General features: G+C 39.0%; 16 protein-coding genes and 4 pseudogenes. 11 read left to right on the top strand and 9 right to left on the bottom strand.

The window, feature by feature from the left end; all coding sequences use genetic code 11:
• Positions 1-27 precede the first annotated feature (27 nt).
• The 4 genes and pseudogenes from FD16_RS08560 to FD16_RS08545 form a co-directional block, all read right to left on the bottom strand.
• A pseudogene (locus tag FD16_RS08560) lies at positions 28-905 on the bottom strand (IS982-like element ISLpl4 family transposase).
• 321 nt (positions 906-1,226) lie between these two features.
• On the bottom strand, positions 1,227-2,789 hold the full coding sequence (locus FD16_RS08555; RefSeq protein WP_010623250.1) for an alpha-L-rhamnosidase-related protein: 1,563 nt from the start codon (positions 2,787-2,789) through the stop codon (positions 1,227-1,229).
• Positions 2,786-3,592: a nicotinamide riboside transporter PnuC gene (gene pnuC, locus FD16_RS08550; protein WP_010623249.1), complete on the bottom strand. Its 807-nt coding sequence runs from the start codon at positions 3,590-3,592 to the stop codon at positions 2,786-2,788. The genes FD16_RS08555 and pnuC overlap by 4 nt, the downstream gene beginning before the upstream one ends.
• Positions 3,593-3,982: 390 nt before the next feature.
• A pseudogene (locus tag FD16_RS08545) lies at positions 3,983-4,081 on the bottom strand (putative holin-like toxin); the annotation flags it as partial.
• A 340-nt stretch (positions 4,082-4,421) separates the two neighbouring features.
• Here FD16_RS08545 and FD16_RS08540 point away from each other — a divergent pair.
• Entirely contained in the window at positions 4,422-5,288 is an 867-nt protein-coding gene (locus FD16_RS08540; protein WP_235778183.1) for a hypothetical protein, read from the top strand.
• A gap of 91 nt (positions 5,289-5,379) precedes the next feature.
• On the opposite strand, the gene FD16_RS08535 is transcribed toward FD16_RS08540, so the two are convergent.
• On the bottom strand, positions 5,380-6,552 hold the full coding sequence (locus FD16_RS08535) for an iron-containing alcohol dehydrogenase (RefSeq protein WP_010623246.1): 1,173 nt from the start codon (positions 6,550-6,552) through the stop codon (positions 5,380-5,382).
• A gap of 382 nt (positions 6,553-6,934) precedes the next feature.
• Here FD16_RS08535 and FD16_RS08530 point away from each other — a divergent pair, with 382 nt between their 5' ends.
• The 7 genes and pseudogenes from FD16_RS08530 (at position 6,935) to nrdF (ending at position 14,082) form a co-directional block, all read left to right on the top strand.
• Positions 6,935-7,489, top strand: a complete 555-nt coding sequence (locus FD16_RS08530) for a recombinase family protein (RefSeq protein WP_010623245.1) — start codon at positions 6,935-6,937, stop codon at positions 7,487-7,489.
• Positions 7,490-8,067: 578 nt separating this feature from the next.
• Positions 8,068-8,690: pseudogene (locus FD16_RS08525) on the top strand (HD domain-containing protein).
• A 125-nt stretch (positions 8,691-8,815) separates the two neighbouring features.
• Complete coding sequence (locus FD16_RS13165) at positions 8,816-8,905, top strand: putative holin-like toxin (RefSeq protein WP_220096012.1); 90 nt, start codon at positions 8,816-8,818, stop codon at positions 8,903-8,905.
• 545 nt (positions 8,906-9,450) lie between these two features.
• Positions 9,451-9,909 (top strand): class Ib ribonucleoside-diphosphate reductase assembly flavoprotein NrdI, encoded by a 459-nt coding sequence (gene nrdI, locus FD16_RS08520; protein WP_076625626.1) that lies wholly within the window; start codon positions 9,451-9,453, stop codon positions 9,907-9,909.
• Positions 9,910-9,936: 27 nt separating this feature from the next.
• Positions 9,937-12,084 (top strand): class 1b ribonucleoside-diphosphate reductase subunit alpha, encoded by a 2,148-nt coding sequence (gene nrdE / locus FD16_RS08515; RefSeq protein ID WP_029508458.1) that lies wholly within the window; start codon positions 9,937-9,939, stop codon positions 12,082-12,084.
• 106 nt (positions 12,085-12,190) lie between these two features.
• On the top strand, positions 12,191-13,117 hold the full coding sequence (locus FD16_RS08510; protein ID WP_010623241.1) for a ribonucleotide-diphosphate reductase subunit beta: 927 nt from the start codon (positions 12,191-12,193) through the stop codon (positions 13,115-13,117).
• A gap of 14 nt (positions 13,118-13,131) precedes the next feature.
• Positions 13,132-14,082, top strand: coding sequence for a class 1b ribonucleoside-diphosphate reductase subunit beta (gene nrdF, locus FD16_RS08505; RefSeq protein ID WP_010623240.1), 951 nt, complete (start codon positions 13,132-13,134; stop codon positions 14,080-14,082).
• 128 nt (positions 14,083-14,210) lie between these two features.
• Here the strand turns inward: nrdF and FD16_RS08500 are convergent, their stop codons facing one another.
• On the bottom strand, positions 14,211-14,957 hold the full coding sequence (locus tag FD16_RS08500; RefSeq protein WP_120769734.1) for an IS3 family transposase: 747 nt from the start codon (positions 14,955-14,957) through the stop codon (positions 14,211-14,213).
• A gap of 89 nt (positions 14,958-15,046) precedes the next feature.
• Between FD16_RS08500 and FD16_RS08495 the strand changes: the two genes are divergently transcribed.
• Positions 15,047-15,676 (top strand): recombinase family protein, encoded by a 630-nt coding sequence (locus FD16_RS08495; protein ID WP_029508456.1) that lies wholly within the window; start codon positions 15,047-15,049, stop codon positions 15,674-15,676.
• Positions 15,677-16,284: 608 nt separating this feature from the next.
• On the opposite strand, the gene rpiA is transcribed toward FD16_RS08495, so the two are convergent.
• Positions 16,285-17,007, bottom strand: a complete 723-nt coding sequence (gene rpiA / locus FD16_RS08490) for a ribose-5-phosphate isomerase RpiA (protein ID WP_010623237.1) — start codon at positions 17,005-17,007, stop codon at positions 16,285-16,287.
• A 575-nt stretch (positions 17,008-17,582) separates the two neighbouring features.
• Between rpiA and FD16_RS12595 the strand changes: the two genes are divergently transcribed.
• Together FD16_RS12595 and FD16_RS08480 are read left to right on the top strand one after the other, a co-directional pair.
• Positions 17,583-18,381, top strand: a protein-coding gene (locus tag FD16_RS12595; protein ID WP_405045384.1) for an IS5 family transposase whose coding sequence is annotated in 2 segments (ribosomal slippage) — positions 17,583-17,863 and positions 17,862-18,381 — 801 coding nt in all. Because the reading frame shifts where the segments join, the coding sequence is not laid out codon by codon here.
• Positions 18,380-19,048 (top strand): annotated as a pseudogene (locus FD16_RS08480) (ImmA/IrrE family metallo-endopeptidase); the annotation flags it as partial. The gene FD16_RS12595 and the pseudogene FD16_RS08480, both read left to right, overlap by 2 nt.
• Positions 19,049-19,203: 155 nt before the next feature.
• Here the strand turns inward: FD16_RS08480 and FD16_RS13160 are convergent.
• Together FD16_RS13160 and FD16_RS08470 are read right to left on the bottom strand one after the other, a co-directional pair.
• Positions 19,204-19,266 carry a putative holin-like toxin gene (locus tag FD16_RS13160; RefSeq protein WP_235778184.1) on the bottom strand — a complete coding sequence of 21 codons (63 nt, stop codon included), beginning with the start codon at positions 19,264-19,266 and terminating at the stop codon, positions 19,204-19,206.
• Between the two features lie 213 nt (positions 19,267-19,479).
• Complete coding sequence (locus FD16_RS08470) at positions 19,480-20,463, bottom strand: restriction endonuclease subunit S (RefSeq protein ID WP_010623233.1); 984 nt, start codon at positions 20,461-20,463, stop codon at positions 19,480-19,482.
• Between the last annotated feature and the right edge of the window lie 78 nt (positions 20,464-20,541).

Genomic DNA, 20,541 nt, shown 5'->3' with positions numbered 1-20,541 from the left:
ATAATAAGATAGAGGGTACGCGTGGTGCTAGTTCGTCACAAAATTAAAAAATCCTAAATTATAGACTAAAATTGCCAGTTCAATTTTTAGTTGAAAGCCAAAGGCACTCCGCGTTAAGTTAGTTTCAATTCCAAAATCACTAACTAAGGTAGAAAAACGCGATTCAATTGTGCGACGTAACGCCTTGAGCGCGCGCTTATTATGTTCCTTGGCCCCCTTCATATTCGAACGGTATGGTGTCCATAACGTGTAGCCTAATTGCTTAAATCCAGCGCCAAGTCGCTTGCCTACATAACCGACATCGGCCAAAACAATTGGACAAGGACAATCATCAATCAAGCTAACGGCAACTTTTGTATCATGGACCGAAGCGGCAGTCACCACATAATTCAGAATGTAGCCATCAGTGGTTACTAGCATGTGGGTTTTAAACCCATAGAACGACATTTGCTTAGTGGCATTGTAGCCAATATTAGCTTGCTCAGCAAAAATACGTGCTCTAAATTTATGTACTGGTTCACACAATGGATTCGGCAAACTATCAATGATTGCGATCTGTCCAGGTTGGGCTGCTTCACGCGTCAAACCAGTACGGATCGCATTGACCACGGGTAATAATTGTAGTGCGCGACGGTTGAACCGTGACCGACTAATGGTGATTTTTTGCGGCATAAAGGCGGTCATCAAGCGCCAAAAACGGCGTTGTGATTGGATACCAAGCGTTGTTTGTAAACACAGTAGCGCCAACAATCGACAGTCATCGATTTTAACGTGCGCCACATTACGCCGTTGCGTCACATAACGTGGGCAATAGCGCTGGTAAAGCGACTGGCACAGCTGATAAAAATAATGATAGTTACCTTGTAATCGTGACGAATTTGTTTAAACTTAGGATGGTTCAACATCGTTAGGACTCCTTTTAAGTTTAGTCACTTATGAGTCTAACTGTGTTGGACTTTTTTGTTAATTTTTTTGTATTATTACAAACTAGCACCACGCGTACGTGATAGTAAGTGGTTAAAATGTTCAGAGAGGTCTAGCATGTCGTTTTAAAATGCCATTAAGATCTGTTGATTGCTATCGAGCAAGAAAATAGTCAACGCGCGGTTGATATTGATTGAAAAGTTATCGAATGGCGCCACAAAATTTTTTCAAAATAGGGTTTAGTTGATTTTTAAGATTATTTGTCAAAATCAGCAGCTAATCAGAGTTAATGTTGATTGTTGTTATTGCAAGTATTTTCTAAATAAATAGGATGGGTAACTACTCCAACCGAAACAGTATCCATTAAGCAAAGGCGATCCGTACGGTGAATAGGACAAATTATCTTTGTCAAAAACTTCCCAAAATGTATCGGAACCCTGTCTCAACATTCCTCCCCAATAATTTTTGATAACAGTCAATGCTTCATCACTGCGATTGTGTTTGAAAAGCGCTTCTGCTAGAAGCCCCTGTGTACTTGGAGTAGTGAGAATCTTTTCAAGGTCAAATTGTGATTGCAAACGATCAATAACTAATTGCGTTTCTTTTTCAGGCAGAAGATCAGTCAGCAGCATAAAAATTTGACTTAATGGATTAATTTCTTTTTGTGAACCGCTAGTAAATTGATGTTCATTGTAGTTATAGCACTCTGTCAAAGATTGTTTCTTTACTTGCACAAAAAATTGGGTATAAAGTTTAACATCTTTATCATTAGAAAGTTGGGCCAATTCTATAAAACTCGAAATTGCCATCAAGAGTTCGGCCTGAACAGCCGTTTCTTTGTTAAAATGGGTGGACCAATCAATAAAAATATCCTTGCGATTTCCAACTGTTGACGTGTTTGTTAATTGATCTTGGATAAATTTGAATGCGCGTTTGGCTACTGGATATAAATTTGATAGCAGAGACTCATCTGATGTGGCACACATATATTCTTTAAGTGCAACAATAAAGAGTAGTTCATAATCGAACCAAAACAAATCATCAGCAACGGGTTCTTCCAACCTTGTCAAGACATCAGCTGGAAGTCGTCCTTTGTCATCTATATAACTGCCAAGTAAATAAAGGCACCGTTTGGGCAACTCATGATTATTAAACGTTGCATAGTTTACTTTTGCCTGTATTTCAAAATCACTGACCCATAATCGCTGATCTCTCTTTGTGCCATCTTCGAAGACCTCCTGCATTGTATTACGAAGTGTTTTAATGCAAGCCTGATCAATATCTTGAATCCATTGAGATACATGCTTCAAGGGCTTTACAGTGTCATTCAATACCGCACTTTCCGCTTTAAAAATAGGCTCTTTAAATTCCGGTTGCCATTTAAGGGATTGTCCGATAGGTTCTAAACAAATATATCGACAGCTGAACCGTCTACGGTAACTTAATTGGTTTGGCAACACCTCAATGGTTTGTATATCATCTTGTATCCAAGATAAAGGTAACCAACTCTTAATTTGGCTGGCATCAATATTTAGTTCTGTTTGAATTTCAGCGAAGCGTGTTTTTAAGAGTAAAGGCGCATCCATCGGAGAACCTACAGATTGACACTTTACAGTAAAGTAACCGACGTAAAGGGACCCCAAATCATAAACTAATTTTTGACCTGGTTTTATTTCTACTGACTCGTCACTGACAATTCTCTTCTTGCCAGAGTTAGTAATTATCATGATGGCAGCGGGTTTTATTAGTTGTGTTTGCAGTGTAATGTTAGGTGCATTGGAAAGCAATTTGGAATCTTCCTGGAATTGACTACCAGAAATTTGCTGGAATTTTTCTGAACTGGAATTGTTAAAAGAATACGTCATACTATCGCGTCACGCTCCTGTGCACCATCCTTTAGTTTGAACGTCCATACATAAAATCCGTAAATTGAATTGATTGAAAATGCAATCCACAAGGCCAACATAACGGGATTAAAATTGACAGTCCATAATATTAGTTCTGCGATATGCGAAATATTCCATAACAACCATTGACTTGCACCAAATCTAAACGCCATTAATATCATAGCAAAGACTTGCAGCACCGTACTCATTGAGTCTATATAAGGATGTGGATCTAACTGTGGAGTAATAAAGGGTACTCTAGATAAAAATAGGGATAATAACCACCAAGACAATACTAATGTTATTGCCAGGAAAAACCAGCCACGAATTGACATTGACCTTGCAGTTACCTTCTTTTTGCTTTGTTCCTGCTGAGGTTTTTCAGTTTTAGTCCATTGATAAATGCCGATGAAATCCATCAAAATAAAGAAAAGGTTTAAATAAACCTCGCCATACAAATGGCTTTCAAATGAAACGTAAATATAGGCAATGCTCTCAACAATTCCCCAAAAATAGTTCGTTATTTTTCCATTAGCGACTAAGACGACGCTTAATACTCCAGTAATGGCTGCTAATAGACTTATATTATTGATGATTGTTGGTGAAAACTGAAATTGAATTTTACCATTAATGAATATTAAAAAAAACGATACTAGTTGAATAAGTAACAAAAAAAATAGGTATATTCTTTTGAAATCACTTACTTGAAATAAATCACTGAATAAGTACTTAGGGCTAAATGTTCTTACAATGGCAGACTGCCAGATCTCTTTTCTCCTCAAAGCCAGAATCTCCTTTTGGTTACATAATATTCAATCGCATAGGGTGTCTTGACACCCTATGCGATTGAATATTATGTAACAACAAAGTGGTCTGGCTGTCAATAATTATTTACGTCAATTAATAAAAAAATCCGGGAAATATCGAGTGATAAAACAACTAAGTCAGCCACGCGCACTCAATTTCAGTTTATATTGAGCATTCATAAATCATCCTTTCTTTTTCACTAACACGCCATTCAGTCTACAAGCTGAAGTTGGCTACAGGTCAACCATTTAGTTGCCAAAAAAAGATTCCGGGGCAGGGGTTACTCGAAATCTTTTAGAGTGACTATTTTTGAATTAATTGCGATATTTAATAACCGCTAGCTCGCCAGAGCTAAGGCGGTTATTTTTTTGCTGACTTTTGATCAGATCAACAATTAATGCGATTAAGGCTACGATAAACATACCGAAAGCCAGCATTAATTGTAAAGCGTCCGCAACGGACACTTAGGCTACTCCTTTCGTTAGGATTTATGGGCTTTAAAGGTTTAACACCATAAGCACCACCTCCGATTGGAAATAGCCACCGCCTTAACTTCTCTACTTGATTTATTATACAGGGAATCTGTATTACTATCCAAGCTTTAGAACAAATTCGTTGGATCGCTATATTACTAGTGAGAACCAATTTAGAAAGATTAATTTTAAGTTTAATCCTTATATTACTAGTAGAACACGATGAAATTTGGAAGAAGGTTTAAAGAGTTGGTGACGTAAAACAGTAAGATTCTTGATAATTTTAAAAATAATAATGCAACTGAAAACAAATAAGAAAGAAGAAGCTAAGATGTCAAAGAGTATTAAAGTTAAAAAGATATGCAATGGTAACAAAGAGTCAAAAGATGTATTAAGCCAATATTTAAGAATCAAAGAATTAGAAAATTCATTAAACCTATATTTAAAATCGGAAACTATAAACAGCTACAAAATAAATGTTCAAATTGCATTGCTGAGATTAAAAAACACTGTTGGTTATATCAAATTTGTAGACAGAAAGTATATGAAAAACTTTTTTAATCTCAAATCTATATGGTTATCAAATATTGATACTTTTACAAAAAATAGTGAAGAAGCTGCTGATAACTTAATTGATGATAAATTTGAGGGAAAACTTGAAAAGCTAGCGTTAGACATGCCAGCTTTTATAACTAGTTTTACAGAACTAGATATAAACTCCTTTGACAAAAACGGTTTTGTAAAGGAAGAAATATCATGCTCATTAATAAAATGCGAAGAAAAATTAGGCAAGAATCGTGACTTTATTTTTATTCCTTATCAAAATATGATTCACTTATTGAGTGTAATTAAGGAGTGCCAAGCAGGTAAGCGAGAAGGTATCCTAAAAGAAACAACAATATTTGCTCGAAAAGTTTGGTATATCACGGATTATGTAAATAGAATGGACAAACTTGAAAAAGACTATTTTGAAGGTAAAAAGTCTGTGGAGCAAGTTGGCCGAGGCATGCTAGGAACGAAGTCAATGAAGTACTCAATACAAAACGAATTCAGATTGGGCATTGTGTTTCCATACAAAAAATCAAATTATGGTAATGAAGCTGGTACAAACTTAGGCATACAACCTTCTTTTTGCTTTGCGACACAATACTTCAAAAAAGAGGAACTAAGGTCATTGAATATAGAAAAGCTGAATTAATAGCACTAAGCCAAAAAAGGCCACTAGGGTATACGCACAAACACTAAAAAAGCCGTCGAAATTCGGCGGCTTTTCATCATATTACGTTAAATTATTCAGCGTCGTAGGCAGCTTGGAAAATCTTGATGATATCTTCCTTTGTCCCCTTACGAGGGTTAGAGAAAGCATTCCCATCCTTCAAGGCATTTTCAGCCATCAATTCAAAGTCTTCTGGCTTAGCACCAATTTCTTTGATTGAGTGAGGAATACCAACGTCTTCGGATAATTGCTTCATGGCCTTGATGGCTAATTCGGCAGCATCCCGCGTTGATAGGCCTTCAGTGTTTTCACCCATAATTTCAGCCAATTGGGCGAAACGATCTGGGCAAGCAATGATGTTATATTCTTCAACGTAAGGTAGAAGTAAGGCACAGCAAACACCATGAGGTGCGTTGTATTGACCACCGAGTTGGTGAGCCATGGCATGAACGTAACCCAAGTTGGCGTTGTTGAAGGCCATCCCGGCTAACATTTCAGCTTCGACCATCTTAGTCCGAGCGTCCAAGTTGTGGCCGTTAGCAACGGCTTCACGAAGGGAAGTTTCAATCAACTTGATAGCTTCCACACATTGTGAGTCGGTGATAGGGTTGTGGTCAACGGAAACGTAAGGTTCAACGGCTTGAACGAAGGCATCCATCCCAGTAGCTGCGGTTAAGCCCTTAGGCACATCGAGCATCAGAGTTGGGTCGTTGAATGAAACCAACGGAATGTTCCGCCATGAAACAACCACGAACTTCAAGTGGGTTTCTTCATTCGTGATAACCGCGTGACGGGTTAATTCAGAACCAGTACCGGCCGTCGTGTTAACGGCGATTAATGGTGGCAAAGCCTTGTCGAGTGTTTCAATCCCAGCCAACTTGGTAATGTCGTCGCCATTAGTCAAAATAATGCCGGCACCTTTACCAGTATCGTGAGCAGAACCCCCACCAACAGTGATGATGGAGTCCGCACCGGATTCTTCGTAAAGTTTCTTAACTTCTTTGATGTTACGAATCTTAGGGTTGGGTTCAACGTTGTTGTAAACAACGTAGTCCACACCAGCAGCCTTTAAAGAATCCAAAGTCTGTTCCACGGCGCCGTCCTTTAAACCTTCAAGGAACTTATCCGTGACGATAACGGGCTTTTTCATCCCTAACATCTTTGCTCGATCACCAATCTTACTAATGACACCAGGGCCAAAGAAATTGACGCTGGGCATCAGAAAGTCATAACTACGTTCAGCCATTATACAAATGCCTTCTTTCGGAAGTTTTGAAAACAATTAGTACCAATTTCACAAAGCGATTATAACTAATAAGTTTACAGTTTGCAATCGTTTTTGGGTAAAAGTCCCTTAATTGTGCAATAAAGTGCTAATTTGTCGGCGGTTTAAACCGTAATGATTAATTTTACTGTCAGTATTTTTGGGTCTAGAATTTTTGGTGTTGGAAAGTATTTCCATTCCAAAAGTACTAGGCCCTTTTTGATAACAAAAAAGGCATCTAAGCCTCCCTAGTGCTATGCTTTAAGCGACAAAACTCAACAGTTGTGGCCTGCTTTTTGATGCTGTATAATTAAAGGGTTAGAACCGTGTCATTACTTAATGACATAAGTAAGGAGATAAAAAGATGAAATATGGCTATGCGCGGGTCAGTACCACTGATCAAAAATTAGCAAATCAAATTGAGTTACTAAAATTGGCAGGAGCAGAAAAAATCTTTCAGGAAAAGTTTACCGGCACAACTACCGAACGACCGGAGTTTCAAAAACTGTTGCGCGTTCTAAAAACAGGCGATACTTTGATTGTTACTAAGTTGGATCGGTTTGCACGGAACACGCGCGAGGCCTTAGCCATTATCCAAGAGTTGTTTAAAGAAAATGTCAAAGTCAACATTTTGAATATGGGCTTAATTGACAATACGCCGACTGGCCAATTAGTCTTTACAATATTTAGCGCCTTTGCGCAGTTTGAACGCGATATGATTGTCACGCGCACACAAGAAGGTAAATTGTATGCCAAGCAACATGATCCGTTGTTTCGGGAAGGGCGACCGAAAACGTATTCTGATGAACAGATCAGATTTGCTTATGAGTTGCGAAAACAAGGCATGACTTATAAGATGATTGAACGAAATACGGGGATTAGTAAACGCACGCAACAGCGAAGGTTTAAGTCGATTTAAAAATAGGTGTTTTAAGAATTGAATGTTTAATTAATCACGTACGACGGGGATTGCCGCTTTATTAAACAGTTGTGAGAGAAATTTATTTAGGGATTTTAAGCATTATTTATACCTGTTGTGCTATTGAGGTTAGTTGTGATAAGGATTAATTTGTACTACAAAAGGCCTACTCAATTGTTAGTTGAGCAGGCCTTTTGTGGGTATTTTGATTAGAGCTATTAACCCTATGCTAATTATAAGGCTTAGCTTTCAAATGGAACATACTATTATCCAAATTATGATTTGTTAAGGTGGTGTTGTCATAGTTACTGAATTGAATCAATTGGGCAGAAACAAGAAAAATTTAACTAAGACCATGGACACCATTCAAAATTAAGGGAACGTCATCCTAAATCTATTGCCAATGGCGGGAATTGTTGATTTTTATTTATGCCAACTCGTGACCACATCTTATCATTGGATGGTATGAATGATGTTGACAGAAAAACTAGCATTAGAGGCCTCCTTATTATATATAGTAAAGGATACTAAACGAAATAGATTAAATATAGTATATAAAATCATTTTCTAAAGAAAATATGGCCTTTGATCCAACTGGGCATGATTTTCTTCATGCCCAAAGAGTGGCTAAGCTAGCTCAAAAAAAATATATAGAAGATTTTAAAAAAATGAAACTGATATTGGTCTGTATGTTGTGAAAGCAGCTAGCTATTTGCATGACACCATAGACTAAAAAGTCACTGCAGATAAAAAGAATAGACTGAGAGGAGTACGAATTATACTTAGCCATGAGAATATTACAACTCCGGCTAGAGAAGACATTTTAGATATTATCCAACATATGTCATATGCTGACAACATTGAACACCATTATCAGCTTTCTAACGAAGGTAAATGTGTTCAGGACGCTGATAGACTTGATGCACTAGGTGCAATCGGCATAGCACGTGCATTTGCTTACGGCGGGCACGCTGGACAGGAAATATATGATTCCAAAATATCAGTGAAGAAAATCAAAACACACGATGATTATCGCCATCACAAAAGTACAACCATCAATCACTTTTATGAAAAGCTGCTGAAATTAGCAAGTTCAATGAATACCAGAACGGGAAAGCAAGAAGCCAGTCGTCGAACAAAGTATATGCGTGATTTCTTATCTGAATTCCAAATGGAAACAGGTATAAAAGATGAAACATAATGAGCATCTATTAGATAAATCGTATTTCGAAAAAGTCGCTGCACTTTTTAATAAAGGACAGTCTGATCCCCTGCTAGGTGAGGCCATGTGAACATGGAATAATCTTCAGGAAGGTTTCACAGCCAATGAGCGCCTTCCAGACACGCTCGTTGATATTGCTGTTTGGCCCGTTTTTAATCGCGCTCCTCAGCTATATCGACAAGCACCACAAATAAAAACCCGCCCTGCGTAACTTTGGTCGGTTACAAGGCGACAATGTATTTTGTAATCTAGACCACCGCCTTTAAAGCGGCTTGTCTGAGAAGCTCCGTTCACGCAGGGCTTCTTTTTCTTCCCCGCATTATAGCATGCCTTTAATTATCCTTCGACTATTTTAAATTAACTTTCTAATAGTTCTAGGGGACGCACGTTTTTTTGTACTAAAACAAAGGTAAAAACTAGTAGACATAATCAAAATATTTTTTGATCATGAACCGTACAGTGTGCTCTTCTCAATTGATAATAAGGCCTTTGGTGCAAACTGTGAGCTGGGTCCTGGGAGCTTGCTTCCATTCATTAAAAGTCCCGTTTATCGTCTCTTAGTGCAGCTTAAAATACCAACGGTGGGCCCATTTTAGCCACCTCGCATGAATCTTTATATTCAACACAATTTGTAGATCAATCAGATCGTCCACCAATTTGCACAGATACTACATATAGTGCTATGATGATCGCCTAACCACTATATATAGAAAAAGGACGATGATTAGTTACGGAAACCATAAATATTCTCTACATCAGTTTGAGTGGCAACACGAAATGTTTTATTAGCAGACTGACAACATACTTTGAGAAAGAACGTCATGTTCGGGTTAGTTCAATTAATGTTAAAGAACACCCTGAATTCACCACTCTTGACCAGCCGTTTGTTACCTTCCTACCAGCCTTTCTTAAAGGTGGTAATGGGGTTAATAACGGTTATACTGAAATATTAACCACTATTTTGGGAGATTACCTCGCGTACGAAGGCAATTACCAGCATTGCTACGGTATTATCGGTAGCGGTAATCGTAATTTTAATAAGCAGTTTGCACTCACGGCTAAACAATATGCTAAACGCTTCGATTTTCCTTACATTACCGATTTTGAGCTACGTGGCACTGCACACGACATTCCTCGCATTGCCGATGCCATCTTAACCTATCGCAATCAATTTTGTTTTCAAACAACGAAGGAGTAATCCCTAATGGTAACTAGCACCCCAGAAATGGAAAATACCTATTTTTACTTAAATAACCTCGTAAATATCCCAAGCAACGGAGAAATTCCGCTACATTATGATCAAGAAGCCCTAAAGGCTTATTTCGAAGAGACAGTTAAACCGAAGACCAAGCAATTTGATTCGTTAAATGCCAAGTTAAATTACTTGGTTGACGAAGATTATATCGATCCAAGTATCCTGGAACAATACTCACACAAGTTTGTGCAGTCCTTGTTCGACCAAATGAGAGACCATCACTTTCGTTTTCGCAGCTTTCTCGGTGCCTACAAGTTCTACACACAATATGCCATGAAAACTAATGATGGCCAGCAATTTTTGGAAGACTTTGTCGATCGCGTCGTCTTCAATGCCCTCTATCTCGCTAATGGTGATGAACAACTTGCCAATGACGTTGCCGATGAATTGATTTCACAACGTTATCAGCCTGCCACCCCCACGTTTCTCAACGCGGGTAAAAAACGGCGCGGTGAAATGGTATCATGTTTTTTAATCGATGTGGCCGACTCCATGCTCTCAATTGGACGCGGCGTTAATTCTGCCCTTCAACTATCTCGAATCGGTGGGGGCGTCGGCGTTAACCTGTCAAACTTGCGCGCCTCAGGTGATCCTATTAAGCAGATTTCCAACGCCTCGTCTGGCGTTGTACCAGTGATGAAGTTACTTGAAGACTCATTTAGCTACAGTAACCAACTTGGGCAACGGAACGGCGCCGGAGTGGTTTATCTCAACGTCTTCCATCCTGACATCTTACATTTTCTGGATACCAAAAAGGAAAATGCAGACGAAAAAATTCGGGTGAAGACCTTGTCCCTCGGTTTGATTGTTCCTGATAAATATTATGAATTACTCAAGACTAACGAACCAATGTATCTTTTTAGCCCCTATGATGTCGAACGTGAATATCGTACGCCATTTGCTTACATCGATATCACCAAAGAATATAACAACATGGTCGCTAACCCCAATATTAAGAAGTCAGTTTTTAACGCGCGGAAACTAGAACAAAAGATTTCTCAACTCCAACAAGAATCTGGTTATCCTTACATCTTGAACATTGATACGGCCAACCAAACTAACCCTGTCGATGGCAAAATTATTATGAGTAACCTTTGTAGTGAGATCTTACAGCCTCAAGAACCGTCAAAACTTGATGATGACCTATCGTACAAGACAATTGGCACCGATATTTCATGTAATCTCGGATCAACTAATATCATGAATATGATTGACTCGCCGGACTTCGGTCACTCAGTTGAGGTTGCTGTTCGTGCGCTCACCCTCGTAACTGACACAACCGACGTTAAGGAAGTACCGACTGTTAAACATGGTAACGAACTTTACCACACGATTGGATTAGGGGCTATGGGTCTGCATACTGCCCTTGCACGCCACCAAATTGAGTATGGCTCACCAGAGGCCCTTGAATTTACTGATGCCTACTTCCTAGCTTTAAACTACTATTCACTCGTTACGAGCAATCGAATTGCCCGTGAACGCCACGAAACCTTCGCTAAATTTGACCAATCAAAGTACGCTGATGGCAGTTACTTCGATCAATACTTGAACGCAGACTTTAAATTTAAGAGTACCAAAGTTGCAAAAATCTTCAAAAATATTAAATTACCATCTGTTACAGATTGGAAGGCACTTAAGCAAGCTGTGATTACTGGCGGCCTTTATCATCGTAATAGACTCGCTGTGGCACCGAACGGGTCAATTTCGTACGTCAATGAAACAAGTGCATCACTTCATCCAATCACACAATTAGTAGAACAACGTCAGGAAAATAAGGTAGGCTCAATCTTCTATCCAGCACCTTACCTGTCTAACGAAACTTTGCCTTACTACACACCCGCATATGATATTGATCAACGAAAAATTATTGACACCTATGCCGTAGCTCAAAAGCACATTGATCAAGGCATGAGTCTGACACTATTTATGCGTTCAGTTTTGAAACCTGACCTTTACGAGTGGAAGGACAATAACAATTTAAAGATGACAACCCGAGACCTTAACCGGTTACGGAATTACGCCTGGACAAAAGGCATTAAGTCACTTTATTACATTCGAACGTTTACAGAAGACGATGAAATTAAAACGGCAAATGAATGTGAATCATGCATGATCTAGGAAATTCACTTGGGGTCTTACCGTCCGTTTAACACACCGGCATACGTTATTGGGTCACAAGACCCATATACCCATGAATCCTAATTAAGGAGACGAACAAATAACGATGGACTACTTATACTACAAAGCAATTAACTGGGATGATATTAAAGATAATTTCGATAAATACATGTGGGAACGACTCACCACTAACTTTTGGTTGGACATTCGGATTCCCATCACGAATGATCAAACGGCTTGGCAACAGCTATCAGATACTCAACAACAGGCCATTACTCGTATGTTGGCAGGTACATCAATGTTAGCCGTCTACCAATCAGAAGTTGGCACCCCTGCTATTCGCCACGATCGGCGAACTCAACAAGAAGAATCCGTATTAAACACCATTACCTTTATGAAATCAGTCCATGCCAAAAGCTGTACGACCATTTTCCGGGCTCTGATTCCGGGTAACGGCGGTGAAAGTTTTACTTGGGCAGATGATAATGCCAATCTGCAAGCTGAAATTGACCAACTAGCCCAAATGAGCACTAGCGATATGGCCTTACAGAAAAAAGCCCTTTTTATTCTGACTGAAACTGGGCTCTCGTTTGGTAAATACTGGACAATACTTCAAACACAGGCTCTCGTCAATACTTACCAAATGTTGGCTAATATTCTCCGCGGTAGCGCTCTTTTTAGTGCTTATATTGGTTACAAATTTCGCCTCAGATTTGAAGAACTCACTGTAAGTGATCAAACCGAACTGCAGTATTGGATTAATACACAGTTTGATCAACTCATGCAAACTGAAAAAGACTTCTTAGAAGCTAACCTTGACGATGCCACCGAAGCCATCAATCTGGCCTCCTATGGTGCCAATCATGCATTAATGTCACTTGGCTTTAACGCTGTCTACGAAGTTCAACCGTCTTCACTAGTGGCGCAACTCAAAGAACTGATGATTGATCAAAATCAATTTTTGCAACAGGTAACGGCTGCAAACAATGAATCGGACACTGAAAAAATGACCGATGACGACTACGACTTTTAAGGAGTATTCAACTAATGAGCTATAAAACAATTAATTGGGACATCATCGAAGACGAACTTGACGAATATGTATGGGATAAAGCAACGGCACAATACTGGCTGGATACGCGAGTACCTGTTTCTAATGATTTACGGGACTGGCGGACACTCTCTGGCACCGAAAAATCGGTTATCAATCGGGTTGTGGGTGGATTAGCCTTGCTGGACACACTCCAATCTGAAGAAGGAGTCGACGTGATGCGGCCCGACGTTCGGACACGAAAAGAAGCAGCAGTCCTCAATGACTTTTTGATGATGGAGTCAATTCATGCCAAAAGCTACGGCACTATTTTGACATCTTTGAACGATCAAGCCACTGTTGACGAAGTATTCAAATGGATGAACAATAATCCCAGAATGCAATACAAAGCCAAACGGATCAATGATATTTATCAAACGGGAAACAACCTTGAAAAGAAAGTTGCAAGCGTCTTTCTTGAAGGAATTTTGTACTATACCAACTTTTTTACCCCACTTTGGTACCGTGGTAACAATAAGCTGGCAAATCTTTCTGAAGTTATCAAACTGGTGATCCGCGATGAATCTGTTCATGGTACCTACCTCGGCTACAAATTTCAATTGGGATATAACGAGCTATCGGCGACTGAACAAAAAACATTCAAAAAGTGGATGGATGAGTTGCTCGACGATCTCCTTGAGAACGAGTTTGCGTTCACCGAAGAAGTTTACGCGCCGATTGGGTTAGCGGAAGACGTTAAACAATTCGTTCACTACAACGCCAACAAGGCACTCCAAAATATGGGCTTTGAATCCCGCTTCCCTAATGCTGAGATTAAAGATATCAACCCAATCGTAATGAACGGAATTTCAACCGAAACGGCCAATCATGATTTCTTCTCACAAGTTGGTGCTGGCTATCTAATGGGTAATGCTGAAGCTATGAGTAGCGGCGACTATAACTTCTAACATAGGCTTCTAGGCATAATTAAAATTTAAAAAAGGCTAATATCTACAGGAAATATTAAAGTAAAGCCCCCTGAGTTGTACTAGTCCCTGTCAAGTTGTCATTTGAAATAATATAAGTTTTGCTTTGCTTAAACGGCCTCATTCCAGTGTTCCGCTGGGGTGAGGTCGTTTCTTGCTGGTGAACGATCTAGTTGATTAAAATAGTTGATGCCTTCTTCGACCAAGGCCACTAATTCTTTATAGGTAACTGGTTTAGCGTGTCGATCAATCCAGCGCAATTTGAACTCGTTCCACCAACGTTCCATTGGTGCGTTATCATACGGCGTCCCTGGTCGTGACATACTACGGGTGACTTCATGTTGCGCCAAAAAGTTATTGAATGTTCCTGATGTGCATGCCGAACCTCGGTCAGTATGCACTACAGGGTGGACGTCACCCGCAAAATTAAAGGCCCGTTGAAAAACCTGAACTTTTGCCTTCGAAGTTTCAGTTTCACTTAATTTATGGGCAATTAGATGGCGACCGTAAAGATCCAGCGCGCCACTCAAACGCACTTTATACTGACCGTTAACACCATAGGTCAATTCCGTTGAATCAGCTAACCAAACCTGGTTTGGTTGGTTAACGCCAAAACGCTGATTTAAAACATTATCTTGTAAGTATTGCTCCTGTTGTTTGATTCGTGAATGCTTTTTCTGATGAACCTGGCAACGAATGCCTAGCTTGCTCATAATCCGCTTAACTTGCTTTAACGTCACCTGTTCGGTGACGGCCGGGTCTTTTCTGAGATTAGATAATATTTTGGTACTACCAATACTTTGATGATGCTGGTTATACCAATATTGAACCCGTCCAGTTAAGAAGTTATCTCGAATCCCCCAATCCGTTACGTTACGATCTACCCTATTGTATTCAATCGAAAGTTGGATTATTATTAGTTACATATAAGTGTTCCGGAGGCGTTCTGAAAACGACAAAAATTGGTTACGCACGTGTTAGTACTCGTGAGCAAAATCTAGCCCGGCAAATTGAACAACTACAAGCAGCTGGAGTAACAAAAATTTTTCAAGAGAAACTTTCTGGAAAAAATGCTGCCCGCCCACAACTTCAAGCCATGCTGAATTATCTTCGTGACGATGATGAGGTAATTGTCTTAAGTTTAGATCGGTTAGGTAGAAATTCAGCCGATTTAACAGAAATTATGGAAGCCATTCGCCATAAGGGGGCCACCTTAAACATTTTAAATTTACCGAGCTTTAATAGTATTGAAAACCCTAACTTACGTAACTTGATTACCAATATCATTATTGAGCTTTATAAATATATGGCCCAAGAAGAACGTGAGACAATCAAGGTAAGACAGCGACAAGGGATTGAAATTGCTAAACGGCAGGGAAAATATCATGGTAAAGTTCGTGAATATGGACCACATTCACCGAATCGTCAGAAACGCTTTATTTATAAAGAAGCCTGTCGTTTGCTAACGCGACGGGAACAGGGAGAGAAATTAACCAAACGGCAGATTGCGCGGATGTTGGGAATTGCACCGGTAACTTTATATCGGATTGAAAAGTATCGTGCCGAAGAAAGCTAAGAACTCATTTATGTTGTTAGTGTGAAAAGAGTTTGGCTTTTTAATGTAATAACAACTAAATTGATAACGAGGCGCAATGTTTTTGTGTTAAATTAGGCTTATTATGTAACAATACAGGAGTTGATTTACATGGAATCTGAAAAACAAGATAAACAAAAAACACTATAAGTGAAAAAGTAAAGCAAGCTTTGCTTGACAATAGTAATGCCATTAGTAATCTTGAAAACGACTAAGATCTCCTTTGACAGGGCACACTTCTATGTAAAAAAGCGAATTTGAGTCATAAAAAATTAATGGGATCACTGATTTATGGATTCATTCTGCTCATTTGCGGAGTTGTCGTCAATCTCATTTTTAATTATTTCGACTTTTATCATAACGATCGAGGTTGCCCGGATAATTCAAGTCCCGTCATCGAATAATATGGCTAAACTCAAATAATTGTATCTTATAACACATTTTATTATGTGATTTATTGCACCCAAAAATCCTATTGAACCAGTCTTAAAGATTAGTTTAATAGGATTTTATGATTGAACGGTCAAGAACCACAGTTATATGGCTCCTCTAACCGACTAATTTAATATGAGTAATCAAGACGTGACATTTTATTGATAAGATGGATGGACTTTAGAATTAATCAGAATTTGAGGCGCTCCTTCTTTGCCTACAACAACTTCATTAACCGCATTTAAAAACAAGCCATGTTCAACCACGCCAACGGTATTAATTAATGTATCGGCCAGTTTATCGGGATTGTTAATTTCATGCAGGTGAAGATCCAAAATGATGTTATTTGAATCCGTTTTAAAGACCTTGCCGTCCTTATCAGTCCTGACAACCGGATTGAACCCGGCATCGGAAAATTTTTTCAAAACATGATGACTGCCGAAAGGCTCTACGTCAACAGCTAGTGGAAAGGCACCAATTCGGTCAACAACTTTGGATTTGTCTACGATCCAAACAAGCTTTTTAGAATTGGCAGCCACAATTTTTTCCCAAAGCAGGTTTCCACCACCGCCTTTAATACCGTTGAAATCACTGTCAACCTGGTCGGCACCATCAATGGTTAAATCAATTGTGTCAATCGAATCCAAATCAACAATTTTTATTCCCAATGATTTAGCCTGCTTCGCTGTTGAAATTGACGTGGAAACGCCCGTAAATTTCAAGCCTTCTTCCTGAACCTGTCGTCCCAGCTCATCGACCAGCATTGTAACCGTTGAGCCACTTCCAAGGCCAACAATCATATCGTCTTTAACATAATCTGCAGCTTTAACCGCCGCGGTCTTTTTTAACTTGTTCTGAAGCTCTGTATTGATCGTACTCATGAATCTCCCATCTCCTTAATTTTAAAGCCAACTTAGCGTTTCTCTACTTAGCAACTGTCTAAAAAGTCACGCAATTCCTTGTATTACTTAATTAATGAGCTAACAGTAAAATAAGTTTATTTTCTGTTTATGGACAGGTTCAACCGATGAACTGATGATTTTTTATGAATAAGCATGAACCAATTCCTGATTGGCAAGACAGTATCAAACTCATTCTAATCTTGTTGATTTTTATGTGGCCTACCGTTCTACCTATACCTAATAGGAATTTATATTATTTTGATTGTCTACATGATATACAAAGTTCTCAAAGTAAAAGATATCGATCCATAACAATTAACTCCATCAGTATTATATCTTACATTTTGTGATCAAGATAATTGTTCTGATATATTCAATCTTCTCCCAAGATTACATAATTTCAAATCCAATCAATCATTAATTTATTACTTTTTAATTTTACCTCAATTGTCAAATCAAGTGCAACACTATGAATATATTCTTAGAAGCTGTTTAGTATCTTTGATTTTGACCAAATAATTTGATAAACTACTGTCAAAAAAGTTGGTGATCATATGCAACATTTTAGTCATCATTACCAAAGCGATATTTCTCGGCAACAATTCGATTTGATCCGCCAGGATCTGGAAGCTTCAAGAAAACGAACTCATCCAAAACACATTGATCCTTATGATATCTTCTGTGCCATGCTCTATGTCCTTAAAAATGGTTGTACTTGGCGTGATTTGCCGGCTGATTTTCCAAAGTGGTCCACTGTTTACTACTATTGGATGAATTGGTCGAAAGCCCCCACCCCTGATAAACCAGCTTTATTAACTCAGGTTTTAAAAAATTGTCGCTGATCGAAGATTAAGGCAAGGGCGATCAGCACGAACTTCGTTCGTCATTTTAGATGCCCAAAGTATCAAGAACACCGCTACCGCTGAAAATAAGGGTTACGATGGTGGTAAGAAGATCTCGGGGATTAAACGGCACTTAGCCGTCGACGTCAATGGATTCCCGCAAGCGATCCATATTACCCGGGCTAACATCACTGATCGTGACGGGGCGATTGCACTCGTTACCCTTAATTTAGAGCAGTTTAAATTGGTTCGAACCATGGTGGTTGATAGTGGTTATACCGGCCAAAATTTTGCTAATGAGATTAGCAGTTTAACGTCAGCCAAGGTAATCGTCGTTAAAAGAAATGAGTTACACCAATTTTCGGTTATCCCCCAACGGTGGCTCATTGAACGTTCATTTAGTTGGTTGGAAAATTATCACCGTTTATGGCGTAACTGTGAGCGTAAGCTCAACACTAGTCTCATGATGGTTTCGTTAGCTTTTATCAGGTTACTTCTTAAAAGATGCTAGACAGCTTCTAAACCAGCAAATCGACCTTAAAGTCAGTGAAGTACCCTTAGCAACGCTAAATGGGGCTAAAGGGTATTTTCAACCCAGCACTAATGAAATTGTTATTGGTGGTGATGAATCCGATAATGCTTTAAAATTGAAGACGTTATATCATGAATATGCACATAGTCAGTTACATGGATTAAAATCAGCCTTTAAAGATCGGCCACGAGCCTATCAGGAAACCCAAGCCGAAGCGGTTGCGTATGTTGCCATGCAAAATATTGGCGTTGATACCAGCAACTACTCACTCGGTTACGTGGCCACCTGGGCCAAAGATAAAGCCGTAATCCATAGCGCTTTAAGTGAGATTCAGTAAGTGAGCAACAAAGTGATTGAACTTAGCGATGGCTTAACCAAACAATTAGGCTTACAAGAAGCCCCAAAAGAGCCTGCGCATGATCTAAAAAAGCTATCAGCCCATGATCTTAATAAGTCCTATCAAGGCTTGCAACAACAAGTTCAGCAAGCAAGGAACCCACAACAAAAATCAGAACTAAAAAATAAATTAAATGATGTGCACCAAGAAATCAGTAAGCGAACGCAAAAACAGCTACAAGCATTTGCTGAACAGAATCCGGAAATCAAACAACCTGATCCTGAATCTGATCGAAGCATGAAACGTTAGCCAGTTTTTAAAGGTCATGCTATAATGTAATAGAAAAGGGAAGCCTTGCGCTAACAAGACTTCCCATGCAAGCCGCTTCAAAGGCGGTGGCATTAGTTAAGAAATGATAGTTGAGTCACCCTGTAACCTAGCCAAAGTTACGCAGGGCGGCTTTTTTATTTGTTCCTTTGGTCGATGTATGTTAGCAACGCTAAAATAAACATTGCAAACAGCAACATCAACGAGAGTGTCTGGAAGACGCTCATTGACTGTGAAACCTTCCTGAAGATTATTCCATGTTCCCATGGGCCCCACCTCGCAAGGGAAAAGACAGCCACCGCCCTTAAAACTTCCTGCGTAATCCATTATACAGGTGAATTAAGTGTTGACCAAGCACAATAAAAATTAAGTCATGGGGTTTCATAGGATCCTAAATTTGATCAAATTAAGAATCAGCAAAACATCTTTTGTAGATACCCCTTTTTAAGTTCTTGGAGTTTTTCAAGCTTACGCTGATGAAGAGCGATAGTCTCATCTAGTTGTTTGAAGAATGAACCGATTTTTTGTTGCTCCTGAACTAATATGGGAATCATAAAATTAAACGAATCAATTTCTTTTGACGATACATTTGGCTGAGCGCCTGAAACTAGAACAGACTCAAGTTGCATCATGAATAATTCTGAACGGACGATTGTGGAAATAAACCCGTAGTCAATATAGTCTACAGACTGAAAATAACCAACTCGCTGGTTTTGATAGACCTTGTCATAATCAGTTTGAGATAGTATAGATACCTTACCTGTTGTTGCACCTGACATGGCTAGGACTGCTGATTTATCTGGAAGAATATATTTGTCATCCTTATCCTGTTCATCATAATATGCAAAATCTCCACCTACCTCCCCGCTGGAAAGAATATTTGAAATTCTAACAATTGGCACACCAGTGTTCCTGAATTTAGAGCTTTTGAATGCAAAACCGCCACGTAAGGGAGCTATATCACCCAACTTACGCTCTTCCCAAGCGTCAGCAAACCCTGAAAATCTTAATTGCGGGAACTTGCTGCCATTTTTGGGGAACAATTTTTGCAAATAGCCCTGTTTAAGTTCCTTAAGCTTAGTTAACTTACGCTGATGAAGAGCGATAGTGTCATCTAAATGTTTGAAGAATGAACCGATTTTTTGTTGCTCTCTTTCAGAAGGACAATAGAATTCAAAATTTTCAACGTTTGGTTTTGAAATATTTTGAACCTTAGTTCCGGCTCCTCTTTTGCTAAAATATGCTTGTGATCTATTTATAGACATAGATAAAAAATAGCTGCCTATATTTGTATTTGGTTTTATTTCTGCGACACGTTGATTGAGAACATACCTATTGTTTTCTGGTATTTTAGCTGTCATTCCTAATAATCCAGGAGCTTGTTCGCTTAAAATCATAACTAGTGTATCTTTTTCTAAAGTTTTAGTTCCTCAATTGTCAAATCAAGTGCAACACTTGATAACTAGACCAATTAG

This window comes from Paucilactobacillus suebicus DSM 5007 = KCTC 3549 (genome assembly GCF_001434475.1).
GTDB classification, from domain to species: domain Bacteria; phylum Bacillota; class Bacilli; order Lactobacillales; family Lactobacillaceae; genus Paucilactobacillus; species Paucilactobacillus suebicus.
Note: the sequence above shows the minus strand (reverse complement) of the source record. Positions and strands in the feature narration are given on the sequence as shown.